Raw genomic sequence first — 18,139 nt, 5'->3', positions numbered from 1 at the left:
GTTCCTTCGGGTTCTCCGCCACCTCGGGGTCGAGGTTGTTCATCAGCATGCGCAGCGGCGCTTCGGTCAGCCAGCTCTTGGCGTTCAGCTTGTTGCCACGCGGGGCGCGGATTTCGGTGTCACGGAATTTGGTCATGCCTGGCTCCTCGTAGGGTGGTAGCGGTGACAACGTCGGGGCAGGACTGCGCGGGAAATGCCTTGGACGTCTACACACATATGAACTTGTACATACAAGCATATGCAAGCTGAGGGCCAATTTTCCTCCCAGCTCCGCGTGGCATGACGGAAAACCAGGCGGCACAAGGGCTTCCGCCATGAGGATGTATAGACAAGTAAAGCAGGGAGGAAGGAAGAGCGCTGTTACCGCACACCGTAAATGCGCGATTTCGAAGCAGTCACGCGACGAAGTGGGGTGTTAGGTAACAGTTACTACAGGGAGGCATCGAGGCGCAGGGCAACCTCCGCCGGTACCCAGGTCGACCAGATTTCCCGGTGTTCACGGAAGAAGGCATCCGCCACGGGTCCCGCATCGGCGTGCTCTTCGGACATCCGCGCGAGGATGCCGTTGAACAGCGGCAGCGGAATTTCCACCTTGGCGAACGCCTGCACCAGCGCCGGCGCCTTCTCGCGCAGATCGCGGGAAACGCCAATGGAGATCTTCGCCGGTAACGAACGGGTACCGATGGGCTTCGGGTTATTGGGGTCGATCAGAGTTTCCCAGGCCTTCTGGTCGAAGGGCGGCTCTTCCAGCTGCACCAGCTTGTAACGCCCCATCAACGGGGTGGGCGACCAGTAGTAGAAGAGGATCGGCTGTTGCTGGCGGATCGCCGAGCTGATGGCCGCATCCAGCGCCGGGCCGGTCCCGGTGCGGAAGTTCACGTAGCTGTCTTCCAGGCCATAGGCCTTGAGCTTCTGGCTGTTGACCCCCTCACAGGTCCAGCCGCTGGGGCAGTTGTAGAAGCGCCCCTTGTCGGGCGACTCCGGGTCCTTGAACAGCGCCTTGTAGCGCGGCAGGTCGCTGACCGAGCGCAGCCCGGCGGCCGGCGCGCCCTCGCCTCTCACCAGGTATTCCGGCACCCACCAGCCCTCGGTGGCGCCCTTCACCGGCTCACCGACGGCGAAGACCTCACCAGCCGCCTCGGCCTTGCGCCACAACTCGCTGCGCCCGGCCCACTGCTCGGCGATCACCTGGATATCGTTCTGCCGCAGCGCGTTCTCCATGGTCAGCGTGTTACCGGGCAGCACGTCGGTCTTGCAGCCGTACCCCTTCTCCAGCAGCACCCGCAGCACCTCGGTGGAAAACATGCCGCTCTCCCAGTTCAACCCGGCCAGCACCACGGTTCCGGGATAGGGGCATTCGGCGGCTTCAGATTCCAGCGAAGCGGGCAGGACCAGGGACAGGACGATGGCAGCGAGAACGCTGTGACGGGGCATGGACGGCTCCGGTAGGCGTGGCGGGCGACAGGATTAGGTTTAGACCCTGTGGCGCCAATGTGCCCGGTGGAGCGCGGGAAAACGCATAAATCCTGTAGGGGCGAATTGGCCGGTCGCGTTAGCGCGGCGTCAGTTCGATCAGGCAGCAGGCACCCTTGCCGTCCAGCTTCAGTTCGGCCAGCGCGCCGGAGGTTTCGATGTGCAGGCAATCATGCTGGCCCAGCACCTCGGATGCCTGGCCGTCGATCGCCAGGCTCACCCCGTCTTCGGCAGCGAACAGCAGCAAGGTGCTGGCGGAAGAAAACAGCTTGAGCCCGCCGTCCAGCCGCAGCCACTGCAGGCGAGCGGCGTAACGCCTGGGCGAATAGATGAGGTTGAAATCGCGGATCGGCCCGTCGATCAGCTCGCACTGCACCGTGCTGCCGCCATCGAAGGCGAAGGCGTCCAGGCGGGTGAGGTCGCGGGAGCGCTGGCCATCCACATCCAGGCGCATGCCGGCGCCTTCCAGTACGGTGATCACCCGCTGGTAGCCGGTGAAGGCGGAGAAACCGCCGGACTCGCCGACATCGGCGATGGACAGGCGCCAGCCGAAGCCGTCGAGACCATCACCCGCGTCGCGGGCGATTTCCAGGGTGGAACCAGCGCCGTTCTTCCACGGCATACGGGGATAGTCGGCGGCGCGCAGCAGGCGGGATTGGCTCATGAACCGAAACGTCCTTCGAGGCGATAGCGGGAACCGGGGTAGAGAAGTCGCGCGCTGGTCACGGTATTGCGCCCGGACCAGGTGCGACGGCGAATCAGCAGGCAGGGCTCGCCGCGCTCGATCTGCAGCAGCTTGCACTCCTCGGCATCGGCCAGGATGGCTTCCACCACATGCTCACCCTCGGTCAACGGCGCCACGCTGGACAGGTAGGCGTAGGGCGTCTGGCGGGTGAAGTCCTGCTTCAGGTAATCCGGGGCGGCCGATGGGTTCACGAAGCGGTCCTCGATCTGCACCGGCACATCGTTCTCGAAATGCACGATGCGCGAGTGGAACACCCGCTGGCCTTCGCGCATGTCTAGTGCCAGGGCACGCTCGGGGCCGGCCACCTCCTCCACCAGGCTGACCACCACGCAATGATGGCGATGGCCGCGCTGGGCGATCTCTTCGGCGATGTTGTGCACTTCGAACAGCGCCGACTGGCCCTTGGGCTCGGCGACGAAGGTGCCCACGCCCTGCATGCGCACCAGCAGGCCTTCGGCGGTCAGCTCGCGCAGGGCGCGGTTGATGGTCATGCGGCTGAAGCCCAGCTCGTTGACCAGCTCGCTCTCGGACGGCACGCGATAGTGCGGTGGCCAGGCCCCGCTCTGGATCTGCTGGCTGATCATCTGTTTGACGCGCGCATAAAGGGGCGCAGGGGCCTCCCCTATCTGGGCGGCCAGCGAAGACGGTGCATTGGGCGAACTGGGCACGAAAATCTCCTTGTCGGCGAATGGGCAAGACCCTGGAAGGCAAACAGGCGTAGCCCCGAACTGGCTGCCAGCCTCCGGCATGTACCGGATTCGACAATTCCAGACAAGTGCGCGACTGACGTGAGTTTACGTTACCCGCAAACGTCTGTATATGTATATACAAATAAAACAACCCACCACCGGTGCCTCATCATGTCTGCTTTCTTCGCCGAACGCGCCCTGCTGCCGCAAGGCTGGGCGCGCAATGTCCGCTTCGAGGTTTGTTCCGACGGCCTGATCGAAAAGGTGCTGGCCGATGCCGGCGGAGAAGGCGCCGAACGCCTCCAGGGGCCGGTGCTGGCGGGCATGCCCAACCTGCACTCCCATGCCTTCCAGCGCGCCATGGCCGGCCTTGCCGAGGTGGCGGGCAACCCCAACGACAGCTTCTGGACCTGGCGCGAGCTGATGTACCGCCTGGTGAGCCGGCTCGATCCGGAGCAGGTGGAAATCATCGCCCGGCAGCTCTATATCGAGATGCTCAAGGCCGGCTACACCAGCGTCGCCGAGTTCCATTACGTGCATCACGATGCCGATGGCCGCCGCTACGCCGATCCGGCCGAACTCTCCCTGCGGGTCAGCCAGGCCGCCCACGACGCCGGCATCGGCCTGACCCTGCTGCCAGTGCTCTACAGCCATTCCGGCTTCGGCGGCCAGGCGCCCAATGACGGGCAGCGCCGCTTCATCCACAGCACCGACAGCTACCTGGCGATGCAGGAACGTCTGCGCAGTGAAATCGCGCGCCGGCCCAACCAGCGACTGGGCCTGTGCTTCCATTCGCTGCGCGCCGTCACCCCCGAACAACTGGATGCGGTGCTGGCCGCGGAACAGGGCGCCCGCCCCATTCACATCCACATCGCCGAACAGCAGAAGGAAGTGGACGACTGCCTCGCCTGGAGCGGCCGTCGCCCGCTGCAATGGCTCTACGAGCACACCGCGGTGGACGAACGCTGGTGCCTGGTCCATGCCACCCACGCCGAACCCGATGAAGTGACCGCCATGGCCGCCAGCGGCGCGGTCGCCGGCCTCTGCCTGACCACCGAAGCCAACCTCGGCGACGGCATCTTCCCGGCGGTGGACTTCCTCGCCCGGGGCGGCCGCCTGGGCATCGGCTCCGACAGCCATGTCTCGGTGAGCGTGGTGGAAGAACTGCGCTGGCTGGAATACGGCCAGCGCCTGCGCGACCAGCGCCGCAACCGCCTCTATCGCGCCGACCAGCCGCAGGTCGGCCGTACCCTGTTCGATGCCGCCCTGGCCGGCGGCGCCCAGGCCCTCGGGCAGCCCGTGGGCGCCCTGGAAGTGGGCAAGCGCGCGGACTGGCTGGTGCTGGACGGCAACGACCCCTACCTCGCCACCGCCGAGGGCGACGCACTGCTCAACCGCTGGCTGTTCGCCGGCGGCGACCGCCAGGTTCGCGACGTGATGGTGGCAGGCAAGTGGGTCGTGCGGGATGGCCGGCATGCGGCCGAAATGGAGACTGCGAAAGCCTTTGCCGGGGTGCTGCGCGACGTCCTGCGCTAACCCCGTGCATCACCTCCCGCAGGTTGCGGGCAAGCCATGGGAAGCCCAACGACATCACGCGAAGCGACGTTGGGCCACGCCTGGCGCCAGCCTACGGCTGATGCGCCAGGCCATTGAGGGAGTCAGCCAACAGCGCGGCTGGACGCCTCACTTGAGCCCTTTTCCAGAGAACATCAGCACCTTGTCGCCGGCGTACTGCACGCTGACGAAGGTCTTCTCGTCGCCCCAGGTGCAGCTGGTGAAACCGACGGCGCCGGAGCACTCGGTCGGGCTGCCGAGCAGCTGCTCCACCTCGGCCTTGGTCATGCCGGACTTGAGCTTGGAATAGTTCTCCTGGTTGAGCTTGTTGCAGGCGGCCAGCAGCAGGCAGCAGGACAGGACAGCGAGGGTTCGCAGAGACATGGAGCACTCCTTGGCGGATGGAATGCGGCCGGCCTGTCGGAGCCGGTCACATGATGGTTCCCTTCGATTCTAGAAGCGCGAACCGGGTTCCCGCAGGAAAGCGCTTTCTTCGTCGCTGCAAGGGCGACCGAGAACGGCGTTGCGATGGGGAAAACGGCCGAATCGGGCGATCACCACCCGATGGCGCTCGGAGAAATCGAGGAAATTCTCGAACAGCGGCCGCTCGGCGGCGTCGGCGCCGTCCAGCAGCAGGCGGTAGCGGTACAGCGCGCGTTCCTGGCTGGCCAGGTCTTCGGCGTGCTCCAGCACCAGGTAGATGAACACCTGGCGAATCGGGCTGAGCTGCCGCTCCAGGCCGCGAGCCAGGCCCTCGGCCACCAGCATCTGGGCGCGGGCGTCGCCGGCGAAGCTGCGCGGGTCATTGCGCAAGATCATGCGCGGCAGCTGGTCCAGCAGCAGGACCAGCGCCAGCCAGCCCTCCGGCTGTTCGGCCCAGTCGGCAAGACCGCCGTCCAGGGCCTGTTCCACCAGGCCGCCGAAGCGCTCGCGGGCTTCGGCATCCTGATGGTCCTTCTTGCCGAACCACAGCCCGTGGCGCGCCGCGGCGGTCTGGCTGGCGGAGGCCTCGGGTCCGAACCACCAGTCGAGCAACGGTTGCCAGGGCTGCATGGGTTACTCCAGGTGGTAACCGGTGACGCGGGTGACTTCTTCCTTGGAACCGAGGAAGACCGGCACGCGCTGGTGCAGGGAAGTCGGCTGGATATCGAGGATGCGCTGACGGCCGTCGGTGGAAGCGCCACCGGCCTGCTCGATGATGAAGGACATCGGGTTGGCCTCGTACATCAGGCGCAGCTTGCCGGGCTTCTCCGGCTCACGGGCGTCCCAGGGGTACATGAAGATGCCGCCGCGGGTCAGGATGCGGTGCACGTCGGCCACCATGGAAGCGATCCAGCGCATGTTGTAGTTCTTGCCCAGGACGCCTTCCTTGCCGGCCAGCATCTCGCTGACGTAGCGCTTCACCGGGGCTTCCCAGTGACGCTGGTTGGACATGTTGATGGCGAATTCGGAGGTGGTTTCCGGTACGCGGATGTTGTCGTGGGTGAGCACGAAGGAGCCCAGCTCGCGATCCAGGGTGAAGCCCTTCACGCCGTCGCCCAGGGTCAGCATCAGCATGGTCTGCGGACCGTAGATGGCGTAGCCGGCGGCAACCTGCTTGGTGCCCGGCTGGAGGAAGGCCTGCTCATTGAGGGCATCGTTCTGCGAGAGGTACTCCTCGGGGCAGCGCAGCACCGAGAAGATGGTGCCCACCGACACGTTGACGTCGATGTTGGAAGAGCCGTCCAGCGGGTCGAACACCAGCAGGTAGGCACCTTTCGGGTACTTGCCGGGGATCTGGTAGGCGTTGTCCATTTCCTCGGACGCCATGCCGGCCAGGTGGCCGCCCCACTCGTTGGCCTCCAGCAGGATTTCGTTGGACATCACATCCAGCTTCTTCTGCACCTCGCCCTGCACGTTCTCGGTGCCCATGCTGCCGAGCACGCCGCCCAGCGCGCCCTTGGATACCGCATGACTGATTTCCTTGCAGGCGCGCGCGACGACCTCGATGAGGAAGCGCAGATCGGCAGGAGTGTTGTGGCTTCGGGTCTGCTCGATCAGGTAGCGACTCAGGGTAACGCGGGACATGAAATGGCTCCGGAGGGTGGAAAAATGCGCGCAGTTTAGCGCGAGTCGTTTCGCAATGCCTCTCAGCGGGATGGAAGGCGCTGAAATGGCGGTAATGACAGCCTGACAGGGGCTGCGAATTTATCTGACGCCGGTCTCGGCCACTGGTTCAGCCGTCAGTCGGTACCTGTAGCGGCCAACCGCTGCACCTGGTTGCGGCCATTGCGCTTGGCGTCGTACAGCGCGGCGTCGGCGGCCTGCATCAGCTCCTCCAGCGTCTGCCCCTGGGCCGGCCACACCGCCAGGCCGGCGGAGAGGGTCACCGACAGCGGCCCCTCGCGGGTGGGCAGCGGCTGGCTGGCCAGAGCCTGGCAAAGCGCCTGCAAGCGGGCGAATGCCTCAGCGCCGGCGGCGCCGGGCAGCAGCAGGAGGAATTCTTCGCCACCGATACGGAACACCGCATCGCTGCCACGCAGGTTGCCGGTCAGGTGAATGGCCACGGCGCGCAGCACGTCGTCGCCCACCAGATGGCCGTGGCGGTCGTTGAGCTGCTTGAAGTGATCGAGGTCGATCAGCGCCAGGGAAATGGACGTGCATTCACGCTGGCTGCGGGCCAGTTCGCGGGCGAAGAGTTCGCCCAGGTAGCGGCGGTTGTAGAGGCCGGTCAGCGGGTCGCGCAGGGCCTGCTCCTGCAACTGCTCATGCAGGCGGGTGATGGTGCGCAGGCGCTCCTCGCTGGTGGACAGCGCCTCGGCCAGCTTGAGTTCGCTGCAGTGGCGTTCGGTGATGTCGCGCAGGTAGAGCATCTGTCCGAGGATGAAGGTGCCGCTCCGGGTCACCCGCTCGATATCGCGGGAGCGCACCTCGAAGTAGCGCGATGAACTGGCCGGCATCAGCAGCATCTCCTGCTTCCCCGCCATCAGCATCGCGTTCAGTTCCACGCCGTAGACCGGCCATCCGGACAGGCTCGCGCCCTGCCAGGACGTGGGCTGGCCAGCCAGTTCCAGGGCGGCGGGGTTGGCGTCGATCACCCGGCGTTGAGGGTCGACCACCAGCACCGGGTCGGGCAGTTCCTCCAGCAACAGGTGGCGCGCGACCGGCAGCAGGTCGAACAGGCGCACGCCAAGGATCAGACAGGCGAAACCCATCAGGGTGAGGGCGAAGCTGAATGGCGTGGGGTCGAAGCCGAACAGGGTCCAGCCGAAGACCACATAGCCCAGGTTGGCGCTCCAGGGCACGCAGGTCACCAGCACGAAGGCCAGGTAATGCCGCCGGTGCAGGCCGCGGCTGGCCAGGGCGGCGCGGGTTACCACGGCCAGGCAGAAGAACATGAAAACGTAGACGTAGATGGCCACGGCATTGAACAGCGGGCCGTGGTCATAGCGGATCGCCGCGCCCGGACCATCGTCCACCGGCAGGGTGCCGGGGCCGTAGAACAGCTGGTGCCAGGGATTGCTCAGGGCCATGGCCGTGGCGACCAGCGGGCCCAGGCCCAGCAGCAGGAAGCCACGCAGCCTCAGGGGTTCACGGATGCTGTTGACGAACTGCCAGAGGAACACCGCCCAGAAGGTCGGCACACCGATGATCCCCGGCCACGCCATGCTGGCCCAGAACACCTTGCACTGCGGACCTTGTGCTGCAAGCTCCAGCCCCGCTGCGGCGAGCCACCAGCAGATGCCGGCATGCAGGACGATGAAGCTCTCGCGACCGGGGAAATGCCGCTGGCAGCTGACCCAACGCGCCATGAGGATCACCCCGATGCCGAGCGCGAGGGTCAGCGCCACCGGCCAGCTGAAACTCCAGCCGCCGGCCAGGCAGGCGCTCATCGACCGGCTCCGGGGAGCCTGGCAAACGAAGAGTAAGGGCGCGAGTGGAACTGCTTGAGGCTGGGCACTGGCCGTCCTGACCTGAAAAAGGGCCGGCTGCTGCGGCCCGTGGAATGACCGGACAAAGATACATCAAAACGCCACTACTTCGGCCTGCAAGCCGTGACACTCGTCAGGAACGAGTGACCGGCCGGCGCAACAGGCTGAACGCCATGACGCCCAGCAGGCCGACGCCCAACAGCAGCACGGCCCAAAGGCCGACGCGCTTCCAGACGACCTGCTCGGCAGTCTGCCGCTCCGCCGGATGTTCGCCGACCTGCGGCGGAATCGCCAGCGCCTCGGCGCGCCCCATCTTCTCCAGGCTGGAAGCGTCGAAGCCCGGCACCAGCGTGGCTAGGGGCAGTTCCGTGCGGCTCGCTTCGGCATTGCCCAGCGCCAGGGTGAACGGCGGGTTGCCCCGGACGAGGAACACCACCTGGGTGGCATGCATGCCCACTTCCAGGCGCGGCACCTGCTGGCCGAAGCCGCCGGCGCGCGGGTCCACCGTCAGGCGCAGCTGCTTGACCGCCATCCAGCCCGGCAGGTCCAGTTCCTCCCGGGCCACTTCCTTGCCATCCTGGGGCAGGCGGTAGAGCAGGCCCGAGGCCAGCGGCTGCCACTGCGGCACGCCGTCACGACGCGCTTCCACCTGGATCGGCAACAGGCTGCCGGGACGCTCCACGGCAATCCGCAAACGCTCGATGGGCAGCCCCAAGGGCAGCTCCCAGACATACTGGCCATCCTTGCTGCTGACCGGCTCCAGCGCTGCCGACCAGGCCATCGACGCCGGCAGGCTCTCGCGGCTGGCGCTCACCACCTTCACGGCGGTCAGTTGCGGGGCCTGGCGCGGGCTCTGCCAGAGCAGGCGCAGATAGCGCGCCGGACGTCCCGGCAGAGTCACCTCACGCTGGTCGATGCGCTGATCGGCAAAGGACAGCCGGGCCACCTGGCCTTCGCCCCAGGACGCCCAGTGTTGCAGGTCATCGCTGGCCTCGATGCTGAAACGCTGGAAGCCTTCGCCAGCGCCGTTCCAGTCCAGGCTGAGCTTCTCCAGGGGTGCCTGCACGCCGCTGGCGTCCAGCAGCCAGCCGCGCAATTGCCCAGCCGCCGAAGCCGGGCTTTCCGGCACCACCTGCACCACCGTCCCCGTGGTGCTGCGCTCAACCCGCACACTGGGCAACCCTGCCGCGTCCTCGGTGGAGCCATGCAGGGGGAACCAGCGCAGGGAGTGTTCCTGGCGAGCGCGACGTTCACTGGCGCTGCTGCGGGTCAGGGCGTAGGCAAGGGCCTCACCCTCGGCGTTGAACACCCGCAGGTCACGCAGGTCGGCATGGCGCGCGGCGAAATGCAGGGCCATGGGAAGGTCCAGGCGATACCAGGGGCCCTGGCCTTCCACGCGCAGCTCGACGCGGGTGGTGAAATCCTCGGGCTGCTCGGCGGCGAGCAGCGGCTGGCAGAGCAGCCCCAGGGCAGCCAGCAGGGCCAGGCCGGGGCGGCGCAGGGAAGACAAAGCGATCATGCGTTGACCCGCTCCTGTTCAGGTTCCGCGCGCCTGGGCGGCAGGGGCGCGAAGTAGCCGACGACCAGCAGCAGGACGCCGACGCCGATGAAAGACACGATGCGCTCCAAGCCACCGCGATTGCCCAGTTCCACGAAGAACAGCTTGGCCACCACCAGCGCGATCAGCACCGCCCCCACCAGCCAGAGCTGGCGCCAGGCGCGCAGATGGCCGACCACCATCAGGCCGAGGGCGATGCTGGTCCAGACGATGGACAGCCCGGCCTGCACCAGCATGGAATCCAGCTGCGCTTCCAGTTGGTAAGGCACGCCGCCCCAGTGATGCGCGCAACGGAACACCGCCGCCGTGGCCAGGGCGAACAGCGACACGCCCGCCACGCCCTGAATCAGCCAGGCTGGCGGTTCAGGCAAATCGAACCGGGGCAGGCAGTCGCGCCCCCATCGGTAGACGCCCAGCAGCGCGAACAGCAGACCCAGTTCCAGCGGATTGAGCAGTGGCAGATAGGGCAGCGGCTCTGCGGCACCGTCGCTCCAGGCGTTGGCGATCCAGAACCAGGCCAGCATCAGCAATGCCAGCGGCAACGAGGCCCAGAGGCGGTATTCCCGTGGATAGGCCGCCACCGGCCAGGACAGGCGCGGACGCAAGGCCACCAGCAGCAGCCAGGCACTCGGCAGCAGCGCCCAGCCCAGCCAGCGCCAGGCGTTGTATTGCTCGGACAGCAGCATCAGCAGGTAGCGCAGTTCCAGCGCCAGCACCCCGAGCAGCAGCCAGCAGCCCAGCACATGGGAAGCACTGCGCGCGCCGCCGGGCAAGAGCCCATCCAGCCTACGCAGCGTCAGCAGGTGCACGACGAACAAGGCGCCCCAGCCTGCCCAGCCGAAGCTTGCCGCCGGGTGGTACTGCGGCTCCCAGGCCACCGCCAGCGCCACCAGGCCCGCCGGCGCCAGCACCAGGCACAACAGCGCCAGGGCACGCCATTGCTCGCGGCCGGCCAGCCAGGTGGTGAAGGCGACGCTGGCGGACGCCAGCAACAGGGCCAGCGGCACCTGCAGTTCGGGCGTGGCGAAGCGGCCGATCTCCGCCAGCCAGGCCAGGGCCCACCAACCGGCGCTCCAGGCCAGCAGCAGCTGCGCCAGGTGCGCGAGGCTGAGCCTCCCCATGGCCACCTCCGCCCGCGCCGCCCGTTGCAGGCGCCAGGCACCGGCGAAGGCCGCGAGCGCCAGCACCGCCGGCGTCCAGAAACCGGCATGGGCCAGCGGGCGCAGGCCTTCACCGCTCAGCTCGCCCAAGAGCAGCGGGCTCACCGCGAGGAAGCTGAAACCGGCCAGGAGCTGCAGGCACAGGCCGAACCAGAACGCCGCACGCTGCTGCAGATACAGGCTGAGCCAGAGGATCAACAGGCCGTTGCCTGCCCACACCGCGCCGGCGGTGCGCCAGGGCAGCACGAACAGCACCGCCAGGTTGACGAAGGCCAGCCCGGCCAGCAGGACCAGCGACAAGCCCCGCAGCAGCCGCACATCCGTACGCGCCAGCGGGTGGCGGGCGGCCAGCAGCATCCCGGCGATCAGCGCCAGGCCGATGAGCGAAGCCACCAGCAAGCCGCGCCACCCCGGCACGCCGCCGCTGCCCAGCCCGGTGCCGTCCAGATCGAGCAGGAAGATCGCGCCACCAAGCAATTGCACGGCGAAGGCGCTGAACAGGAATGCGCGGGAGAGCAGGCGCAGCCCGACGAAGATCGTCGCCAGCCCCGCCAGCGCCCAGGCGATGGACGTGCCTTCGGCGGCGAAGGCCAGCGGCGCCATCAGGTAGAGGAACGCCAGCCCCGCACAGGCGGACCCCGGCGCGCTGCGCTGCTCCAGCGCCGTGGCAGCCTCGGCAGGCGCCCGGCGCAGTTGCCAGAACACGAACAGCAGTGCGGAACCCAGCATCAGCGCGCCCAGGGGTGAGCCTTCCAGCAGACTGTCGCCACCCGCACGCAGCCCACCGAGGAAGGCCAGCGCCGCGCCGAATTGCAGCAGCAGTGCGAACGCCCGCGCCAGCGGCCGGCCCTGGCGCAAGCCGAGCCAGTAGATGCCGGCGCCTTCCACCGCCCAGGCGGCGGAGGTCCAGCGGGCGTCCAGCCCCAGGGGAATTGCCAGGCTGCCGAACACCACGCCCAGTGCCAGGCAGGTTTCCACCAGCAGCAATGCGCGGCCAGCGGTGCGCCCCGCCAGAAGGCGCGCCAGGACGATGTAGAACAGCCCCAGGGCGAGGGCGCTGAAGGCGGCGCCGAATTCGATATGGCGGATCAGCGCCACCTGCAGACCGAAACCGATGATCGGCGGGCCGAACAGCACGGTGCCGTCCACCGTGTCGGCCTGGCGCGCCGACCAGCGCAGCAGCTCGCCACGCTCCTGCGGCGCATCGGCCGCCTCGGCCAGCTTGCGCCGGGCAAAGAGCAGGCCGATGCCCACGTACATCAGGAAGAACAGCACCAGGAAGGGCTCGGTGCTGGCGAACAGCTCCGGCCGGTAGGAACGCAGGCCCCAGGCGAAACCGATGCCGAAGGTGCCGACGAAGCCGATCAGGTTGAGCAGGCGCCAGGCCTTGAACCAGGCGATGGCGAAGATGCCCGAGTTGAGCAGCGCGAAATAACTGAACAGCGCCACATGGTCGCCGCTGCCGCTGGAGGTGAGGATGGGCGCGGCAAAGCCGCCCAGCACCGCTGCGGCTGCGAGGCCCAGGGCGTCCTGCGCCACCGCGAGGATCGCGGAAAACAGGGTCACCGCCACCAGCAGGCCGAAGGCCATCTTCGGGTCGAGCAACGGATGCAGGCGCATGGCCGCGAATACCGTCAGGTAGAGCACGGCGATCCCGGCGCCCTGGAGCATCAGGCCGTAACTGGGATTGCGTCGGCGCAGCCACCAGCCGAGCCCCAGCAGCGTAATGGCGGCCAGCGCCACCCCGGCGTACCGCAGCTCAACCGGCACCACCATGCCTTCGGTGGCGTAACGCAGCAGGAAGGCCAGGCCGAGGAACAGCAGCACGACGCCGATGCGCAGCACGGTATTGCCACCGAACAGCCAGTTGCGGGCGGCGGCGAAGCCCCGTTCGAGCAGGGAGGGCTCGCGGGGCCTGGGGGGGATCGGTGGCGTGCGGCGTGGTGTCTCGGGTCGCGCTTCCTGGCCCCAGGCATCAGCTGCAGCGGCGGCTGGGGCAGGCTCGGGGGCCGGTTCAGCCGCGGCGGTGGGTTGTGCCAGCACATCGGCCGGCAGTTCCCAGACCAGATCACTGTCGTCAGGTACCAGTTCAGGCGCGGCCTGCGCCGCTGGCGTATCCGGTTCGGCGACGGGAGGCCCCGCCTCGGCTAGCTGCGCGACGCCCTGCTCCACCTTGAGCAGGCGCTCATGGATGGCCTGGGTGCCCTTGTCGAAACGGGCCGCGAAGCTGGCCAGCGACTTGCGCAGCTCGGCGTTCTCCCGCGCCAGCCATTGCAGGCGAATGGCCTGCCCCAGCCCCAGGCCCATCAGGCCGCCGAGCAGGGCACCGGTGACGCTCTCATCAATCCCGGCCCCGAAGGCCAGGCCAATCAGCATGAAAATCCATTGCATGCAGCGATTACTCGGATGGTTGGGCAGGTGAGCCGCATTCCTCGCGGCCAGTAGCAGCCAGAAGCTACAAGAGAACTGGCATCGGCCCAATAGAGACGACTGAGCCCTGACTCACAGACACAGAAGATTCCTACAGCTCAGCACAAGACCGGCACAATTCCGTAGAGACAAAGGGAAATTTCATGCTCCCCGACGGGGAACTGTTCACTTTTTCACCGACATCGCTATGATGCCCGCCCTTCTCCCCTAGCCTGCTGCTCGCCGACCATGAAGACCATGATGATCGTCGGTGCCGACCTCGACCGGACGGACACCTGGATCAAATACGACAAGACCATGTGCCACGCCTGTGTTTCCAGCTGCTGCACCATGCCGGTCGAAGTGCGTCTGAGCGACCTGATCCGTCTGGAGCTGGTGGCCGAGTTCGAGCGCGGCGAGCCGCCGAAGAACATCGCGAAAAGGCTGATGAAAGACGGTGTGGTGGAGCGCTTTAACCAGAAGTCAGGCATCTTCACCCTCACCCGCATGAGCAACAACGACTGCTACTTCCTCGACCGCAAGAGCCGGCTGTGCACCGTCTACGACAAGCGCCCGGAAACCTGCCGCAACCACCCGCGCATTGGTCCGCGCCCCGGCTACTGCGCCTTCAAGCCCAAAGCCTGACGGGCCCGGGCCAGATGCTGCCCAGTCTCTAGCGGGTCATCTTCTTCACGAAGACCACCACGAACAGCGCCATGGTGAAGCTGCCGACGAAGGCCTCGAAGGCCGCCAGCGGGCGCGACACGCCAAGCGGCGCGATATCACCGTAGCCGAGGGTGGTGAAGGTCACCACGCTGAAATACATGCAGGCACCCAGTTCCTCCAGGTTGGTGAACAGGTCCTGATCCAGGGACAGGGCCAGCCGCACGTCGCCGTGATGGATGCCCACGAAGAAATAGAGCACGGCGCAAAACAGCACGAAGCCCAGGGAAAACAGCACCACGCGCAGGGGCTGCTCGCCGTAACCGCAGAACAGGTCCACCATCCAGGAAAACAGCCGCTGGGCCGACCAGCGCGGCATCTGCAGCCGGCGCATGACCATCTCGCGATAGAAGAAGCGCCCCGCGTCTTCGAACAGACCGGCCTTCTCCAACTGGATACGCAAGTTGCGATAAATCTCCTCCGCCTGCTGCAGGAGGTCCAGCATCATCGACCACTGCCCGTGCCTGCGCGCTTCACGCGCCTCACGCTCCTGCAGCACTCGCTCGTCCCAGATCACATTGTCCAGGCGCGCGCCCTCCAGCTTGACCCCGAGCAGATTGGCGTCGCGCAGGTCGGCGCAGTGCAGGTTGGCGTCCCGCAGGTCGGCCTTCATCAGGGACGCGCCACGCAGGTTGATGGCGAAGAGGTGGGCACCGCGCAGATCGGCGCGGTAGAGATCGCTGCCGGAAAGGTCGTAGCCGGTGTGGCTGCCACGGTGCACCAGATCGAGCCCGGCCAGCCGGCATTTTTTCAGGCAGAACCCCTGCATCGGCGCGCCGCTACGCGCCCGTGCTTCCAGAGCTGGGCCGAGATGAGCTTCCTGTGCCTTGTCCCGCGTGGCATCCCGCCAGAAATCATCGTCATGGGGAGTGTCGAGCATGCTGGCAAACCCGGAGTACGGGACTTTCAGCCTAGTTCAAAGCCGTCGAATCGCTCTGCATGAGCTGTAGGGCGAGGGGAGGCAGTTCGTAGTTCAACCCAAGGGTGCGCCCCGCGCACCGGGAACCCGCTCCGGGTGCAATCGATCAGCCCCTGACGGCACCCAGCACCTTCTTCACCAGACTCACCCCGGCCAGCACCAGCGCGCCGGAGACGATGCCCGCGACGCCGTCAATCAGAATCTGCAACAGCCAGGAGAAGCCACCAGCAGCAGCCAGAACCGGCTCCAGCAGGTGGTGGGCGGCGGGAATGCCGTGGAGGATGATGCTGCCACCCACCAGGAACATGGCGGCTGTGCCCAGCACCGAAAGGCCCTTCATCATCCAGGGCGCGGCGGCGAGGATGCCGCGGCCAATGGCCCGGGCGGTCGAGCTGGCCCGGCGCACCAGATAGAAGCCGAGGTCGTCCAGCTTGACGATGCCGGCCACCAGCCCATACACGCCCAGGGTCATGATCACCGCAATGCCGACGAGCACCGTCACCTGCTTGGCGAACACCGCATCGGACACGGTGCCCAGGGTGATGACGATGATCTCGGCGGAGAGGATGAAATCGGTGCGGATGGCGCCCTTGATCTTGTCCTTCTCCATGGCCACCAGGTCCACGTCCGGGTTGGCTACGGCTTCGCTCAGCGCAGCGTGGGCCTGTTCATCCTCTTCGTGGCTGTGCAGCCACTTGTGCGCCAGCTTCTCGAAGCCCTCGAAGCAGAGGAAGGCACCGCCCAGCATCAGCAGCGGGATCACTGCCCAGGGCGCAAAGGCGCTGATCAGCAGGGCCGCCGGCACCAGGATCGCCTTGTTCACCAGCGACCCCTTGGCCACCGCCCAGACCACCGGCAGCTCGCGCTCGGCACGTACGCCGCTGACCTGCTGGGCGTTCAGCGCCAGGTCATCGCCCAATACGCCCGCGGTTTTCTTCGCGGCGACTTTGGTCATTACCGAGACGTCATCGAGCAGGGTCGCAATGTCGTCGATCAGGGTCAGCAGGCTGGCTCCGGCCATGGTGTGTCCTTGCAATGGAGGGCGTTGATGCCGCAATTCGGCAGAGGCGAACTACAGACAAAATCGCCCTGCCGGTCAACCCGGCGGCACCTTTCTGCCAGCCGGTTCACGCTCACCGCTGACCACTTCCAGATCGGCGGCCTTGGTCCTGGGCTTGATCAGGCTGAAATCGATCAACGTCCTGGGCTGGTAGGGATCGCCAATCAGCAACGGGCGCGGCTGGAAGGCGGCATTGACCAGGCTGCGACCGGGGTCGAAGTCATCGAAGCTGAGCCCGGCCAGGTCCGCCCAGGTATGGATGAAGCTGGAACTGCTGTAGGGCCGGCTCAGGCTGGCGCGCAGCTCCTGCGGGTGCTCGGCGCGCCACTGAGGCGAACGCCAGAGCATGAAGGGAATGGTGTACATGGGCGCGGTCGGTGCCGCCTCGTTGCGCCCCAGCACCTCGGGATGCTCCGGATCGAACACCGCTTCGCCGTGGTCGGAAAGATAGAGCAGGAAGCCATTGGCGCGACTGCCGGAAAACTTCTCGATCAGGCTCGACACCACGTGGTCGTTGAACAGCACGGCGTTGTCGTAGCTGTTGTAGGTGGGCAACTGGTCGTCAGTGACGCTGGCCGGCACGCCCTGCCGGTCGGTGAAGCGGTCGTACTCGCGCGGATAGCGGTACTGGTAACTCATGTGGGTGCCCAGCAGGTGGACCACGATGAACTTGCGCGGCGCCGGGTCGGCCAGGACCTTCTCGAACGGCGGCAGTACATCGTCGTCGTACTGGCGCGCGTTCTGGTTGCGGTTGTTGTTCAGGTAGAACTGCTCATCCGCCTGCTTGGAGAAGTGGGTGAGCATGGTGTTGCGCTTGGTGAGGGTCTGCTGATTGGTGATCCAGTAGGTCTTGTAGCCGGCCTGCTTCATCATGTTCAACAGCGACGGCCTGGTCAGGTGGAGATTGGGGTTGCGCTCATCGGCGAAGGTCAGCACCTGCTGCAGCGCCTCGATGGTGTAGGGACGCGGGGTGATGATGTTGTCGAACACATCCAACTGGTCGCGGATGCGATCGAGATTCGGCGTGGTCGGGCGCGGGTAGCCGTAGAGGCTCATGCGCTGGCGGTTGGTGGACTCGCCAAGCACCAGCACCAGGGTGGCCGGCAGGCCGGCGTTGGCATCCTTGAGATTGGCCAGCGGCGCGATGCGAGCGTTGCCTTCCAGCAGGTCATGCATCTCGGCCAACTGCTGGCGGTACTGGCGGTAGCCCACCAGCAATTGCCAGGGCACGGCCGGTTCCATGCGCTTCTCGAAGCTGTCGCGGGCCGCCTCGAAGGTCTCGTTGCCCAGCCCCTGCTTGACCGCCGGATAGCCCACCAGCGCCGCCAGCAGCGCCAGACTCGCGAGCATCGCCTTGCCGCGCGGCAGATGAACCGGACGCAGGCGCGTCCACAGCAGCACGGCACCCAGGGCATAGCCAAGGAAGGCCGGCACCATCCACCAGGAGAAATACTGGGTCAGGTACTCGGAGCCTTCCGCCACGTTCGATTCGAACATGATGAAGATGACGCTCTGGGAGAATTCCTGGCCGTAGACCAGGAAGTAACCGAAAGCCGGCAAGGAGGCGAGCCAGAGCAGCGTTCCCAGGACGGCCGCGATGGCCCGCGTGCGCACCGGGAAGAGCAGCACCGGGATCAGCCACAGGCCGCTGAGCAGGAAGGCCTGGCGGAATCCGGCGAATCCGCTGGTACCCGTCACCTGGATCAGGAACTGGGTGACACCCGAGAAATACCAGAAGAAGAGGAAGAGCCAGCCGAATCCGGCCCAGTCGAACCGACGCCCTCCAGCCTTGTGTAGATCGAACTTCATAGACATCCGCCCTAGTCGAGCCTTGACCAGTCCATCTGATCGAAAAGCAAGGAATATGACTATGAACGTGTGAAAAGTTCGTCAAAGGTTGTGGGAAATGGTGAGTTTCTCTTCGGAAAAAAGGGGACA

At 66.4% G+C, this 18,139-nt stretch carries 15 protein-coding genes; 2 read left to right on the top strand and 13 right to left on the bottom strand.

Annotated features, from left to right (window positions below; genetic code table 11):
* The 4 genes from ACFW0B_RS24215 to hutC form a co-directional block, all read right to left on the bottom strand.
* A partial coding sequence (locus ACFW0B_RS24215; protein ID WP_449151512.1) for a hypothetical protein occupies positions 1-136 on the bottom strand: 136 nt, incomplete at its 3' end.
* A gap of 293 nt (positions 137-429) precedes the next feature.
* Positions 430-1,434 carry an ABC transporter substrate-binding protein gene (locus tag ACFW0B_RS24210; protein ID WP_449151506.1) on the bottom strand — a complete coding sequence of 335 codons (1,005 nt, stop codon included), beginning with the start codon at positions 1,432-1,434 and terminating at the stop codon, positions 430-432.
* 118 nt (positions 1,435-1,552) lie between these two features.
* Positions 1,553-2,137, bottom strand: a complete 585-nt coding sequence (locus tag ACFW0B_RS24205) for a HutD/Ves family protein (RefSeq protein WP_449151504.1) — start codon at positions 2,135-2,137, stop codon at positions 1,553-1,555.
* Positions 2,134-2,802 carry a histidine utilization repressor gene (gene hutC, locus ACFW0B_RS24200; protein WP_449151511.1) on the bottom strand — a complete coding sequence of 223 codons (669 nt, stop codon included), beginning with the start codon at positions 2,800-2,802 and terminating at the stop codon, positions 2,134-2,136. The genes ACFW0B_RS24205 and hutC overlap by 4 nt, the downstream gene beginning before the upstream one ends.
* Positions 2,803-3,078: 276 nt before the next feature.
* On the opposite strand from hutC, the gene ACFW0B_RS24195 reads away from it, so the two are divergent.
* Positions 3,079-4,443 (top strand): formimidoylglutamate deiminase, encoded by a 1,365-nt coding sequence (locus ACFW0B_RS24195; RefSeq protein WP_449151503.1) that lies wholly within the window; start codon positions 3,079-3,081, stop codon positions 4,441-4,443.
* Positions 4,444-4,590: 147 nt separating this feature from the next.
* Here ACFW0B_RS24195 and bamE read toward each other — a convergent pair whose 3' ends face one another.
* The 6 genes from bamE to ACFW0B_RS24165 all read right to left on the bottom strand — a co-directional run bounded on the left by bamE (position 4,591) and on the right by ACFW0B_RS24165 (position 13,481).
* Entirely contained in the window at positions 4,591-4,845 is a 255-nt protein-coding gene (gene bamE / locus ACFW0B_RS24190; RefSeq protein ID WP_449151502.1) for an outer membrane protein assembly factor BamE domain-containing protein, read from the bottom strand.
* 69 nt (positions 4,846-4,914) lie between these two features.
* Entirely contained in the window at positions 4,915-5,514 is a 600-nt protein-coding gene (locus ACFW0B_RS24185; RefSeq protein WP_449151501.1) for a DUF924 family protein, read from the bottom strand.
* A gap of 3 nt (positions 5,515-5,517) precedes the next feature.
* On the bottom strand, positions 5,518-6,528 hold the full coding sequence (locus tag ACFW0B_RS24180) for a class 1 fructose-bisphosphatase (protein WP_449151500.1): 1,011 nt from the start codon (positions 6,526-6,528) through the stop codon (positions 5,518-5,520).
* Positions 6,529-6,683: 155 nt separating this feature from the next.
* On the bottom strand, positions 6,684-8,333 hold the full coding sequence (locus ACFW0B_RS24175) for a histidine kinase N-terminal 7TM domain-containing diguanylate cyclase (protein WP_449151499.1): 1,650 nt from the start codon (positions 8,331-8,333) through the stop codon (positions 6,684-6,686).
* 172 nt (positions 8,334-8,505) lie between these two features.
* Positions 8,506-9,891 carry a DUF3999 domain-containing protein gene (locus tag ACFW0B_RS24170; protein WP_449151498.1) on the bottom strand — a complete coding sequence of 462 codons (1,386 nt, stop codon included), beginning with the start codon at positions 9,889-9,891 and terminating at the stop codon, positions 8,506-8,508.
* Positions 9,888-13,481 carry a DUF2339 domain-containing protein gene (locus ACFW0B_RS24165; protein WP_449151497.1) on the bottom strand — a complete coding sequence of 1,198 codons (3,594 nt, stop codon included), beginning with the start codon at positions 13,479-13,481 and terminating at the stop codon, positions 9,888-9,890. Before ACFW0B_RS24165 ends, ACFW0B_RS24170 begins: the two co-directional genes overlap by 4 nt.
* A 267-nt stretch (positions 13,482-13,748) precedes the next feature.
* Between ACFW0B_RS24165 and ACFW0B_RS24160 the strand changes: the two genes are divergently transcribed.
* Positions 13,749-14,144 carry a YkgJ family cysteine cluster protein gene (locus ACFW0B_RS24160; protein WP_449151496.1) on the top strand — a complete coding sequence of 132 codons (396 nt, stop codon included), beginning with the start codon at positions 13,749-13,751 and terminating at the stop codon, positions 14,142-14,144.
* Positions 14,145-14,172: 28 nt separating this feature from the next.
* Here the strand turns inward: ACFW0B_RS24160 and ACFW0B_RS24155 are convergent, their stop codons facing one another.
* The 3 genes from ACFW0B_RS24155 to cptA form a co-directional block, all read right to left on the bottom strand.
* Entirely contained in the window at positions 14,173-15,102 is a 930-nt protein-coding gene (locus ACFW0B_RS24155) for a pentapeptide repeat-containing protein (RefSeq protein WP_449151495.1), read from the bottom strand.
* A 145-nt stretch (positions 15,103-15,247) separates the two neighbouring features.
* Positions 15,248-16,162 (bottom strand): DUF808 domain-containing protein, encoded by a 915-nt coding sequence (locus ACFW0B_RS24150; protein WP_449151494.1) that lies wholly within the window; start codon positions 16,160-16,162, stop codon positions 15,248-15,250.
* Positions 16,163-16,237: 75 nt separating this feature from the next.
* Positions 16,238-18,016, bottom strand: coding sequence for a phosphoethanolamine transferase CptA (gene cptA, locus ACFW0B_RS24145; RefSeq protein WP_449151493.1), 1,779 nt, complete (start codon positions 18,014-18,016; stop codon positions 16,238-16,240).
* Between the last annotated feature and the right edge of the window lie 123 nt (positions 18,017-18,139).

Origin of the sequence: Metapseudomonas phytobenefica, assembly GCF_043392685.1 — a bacterium.
In the GTDB taxonomy this organism is placed as follows: Bacteria; Pseudomonadota; Gammaproteobacteria; order Pseudomonadales; family Pseudomonadaceae; genus Metapseudomonas.
Note: the sequence above shows the minus strand (reverse complement) of the source record. Positions and strands in the feature narration are given on the sequence as shown.

Bases quoted from the DNA above. Each gene is read 5' to 3' on its own strand.
- ACFW0B_RS24155 (WP_449151495.1), bottom strand. From the start codon at position 15,102: ATGCTCGACACTCCCCATGACGATGATTTCTGGCGGGATGCCACGCGG.
- ACFW0B_RS24205 (WP_449151504.1), bottom strand. From the start codon at position 2,137: ATGAGCCAATCCCGCCTGCTGCGCGCCGCCGACTATCCCCGTATGCCG.
- ACFW0B_RS24180 (WP_449151500.1), bottom strand. From the start codon at position 6,528: ATGTCCCGCGTTACCCTGAGTCGCTACCTGATCGAGCAGACCCGAAGC.
- ACFW0B_RS24210 (WP_449151506.1), bottom strand. From the start codon at position 1,434: ATGCCCCGTCACAGCGTTCTCGCTGCCATCGTCCTGTCCCTGGTCCTG.
- ACFW0B_RS24175 (WP_449151499.1), bottom strand. From the start codon at position 8,333: ATGAGCGCCTGCCTGGCCGGCGGCTGGAGTTTCAGCTGGCCGGTGGCG.
- ACFW0B_RS24150 (WP_449151494.1), bottom strand. From the start codon at position 16,162: ATGGCCGGAGCCAGCCTGCTGACCCTGATCGACGACATTGCGACCCTG.
- hutC (WP_449151511.1), bottom strand. From the start codon at position 2,802: ATGATCAGCCAGCAGATCCAGAGCGGGGCCTGGCCACCGCACTATCGC.
- ACFW0B_RS24170 (WP_449151498.1), bottom strand. From the start codon at position 9,891: ATGATCGCTTTGTCTTCCCTGCGCCGCCCCGGCCTGGCCCTGCTGGCT.
- ACFW0B_RS24195 (WP_449151503.1), top strand. From the start codon at position 3,079: ATGTCTGCTTTCTTCGCCGAACGCGCCCTGCTGCCGCAAGGCTGGGCG.
- ACFW0B_RS24160 (WP_449151496.1), top strand. From the start codon at position 13,749: ATGAAGACCATGATGATCGTCGGTGCCGACCTCGACCGGACGGACACC.
- ACFW0B_RS24165 (WP_449151497.1), bottom strand. From the start codon at position 13,481: ATGCAATGGATTTTCATGCTGATTGGCCTGGCCTTCGGGGCCGGGATT.
- cptA (WP_449151493.1), bottom strand. From the start codon at position 18,016: ATGTCTATGAAGTTCGATCTACACAAGGCTGGAGGGCGTCGGTTCGAC.
- bamE (WP_449151502.1), bottom strand. From the start codon at position 4,845: ATGTCTCTGCGAACCCTCGCTGTCCTGTCCTGCTGCCTGCTGCTGGCC.
- ACFW0B_RS24185 (WP_449151501.1), bottom strand. From the start codon at position 5,514: ATGCAGCCCTGGCAACCGTTGCTCGACTGGTGGTTCGGACCCGAGGCC.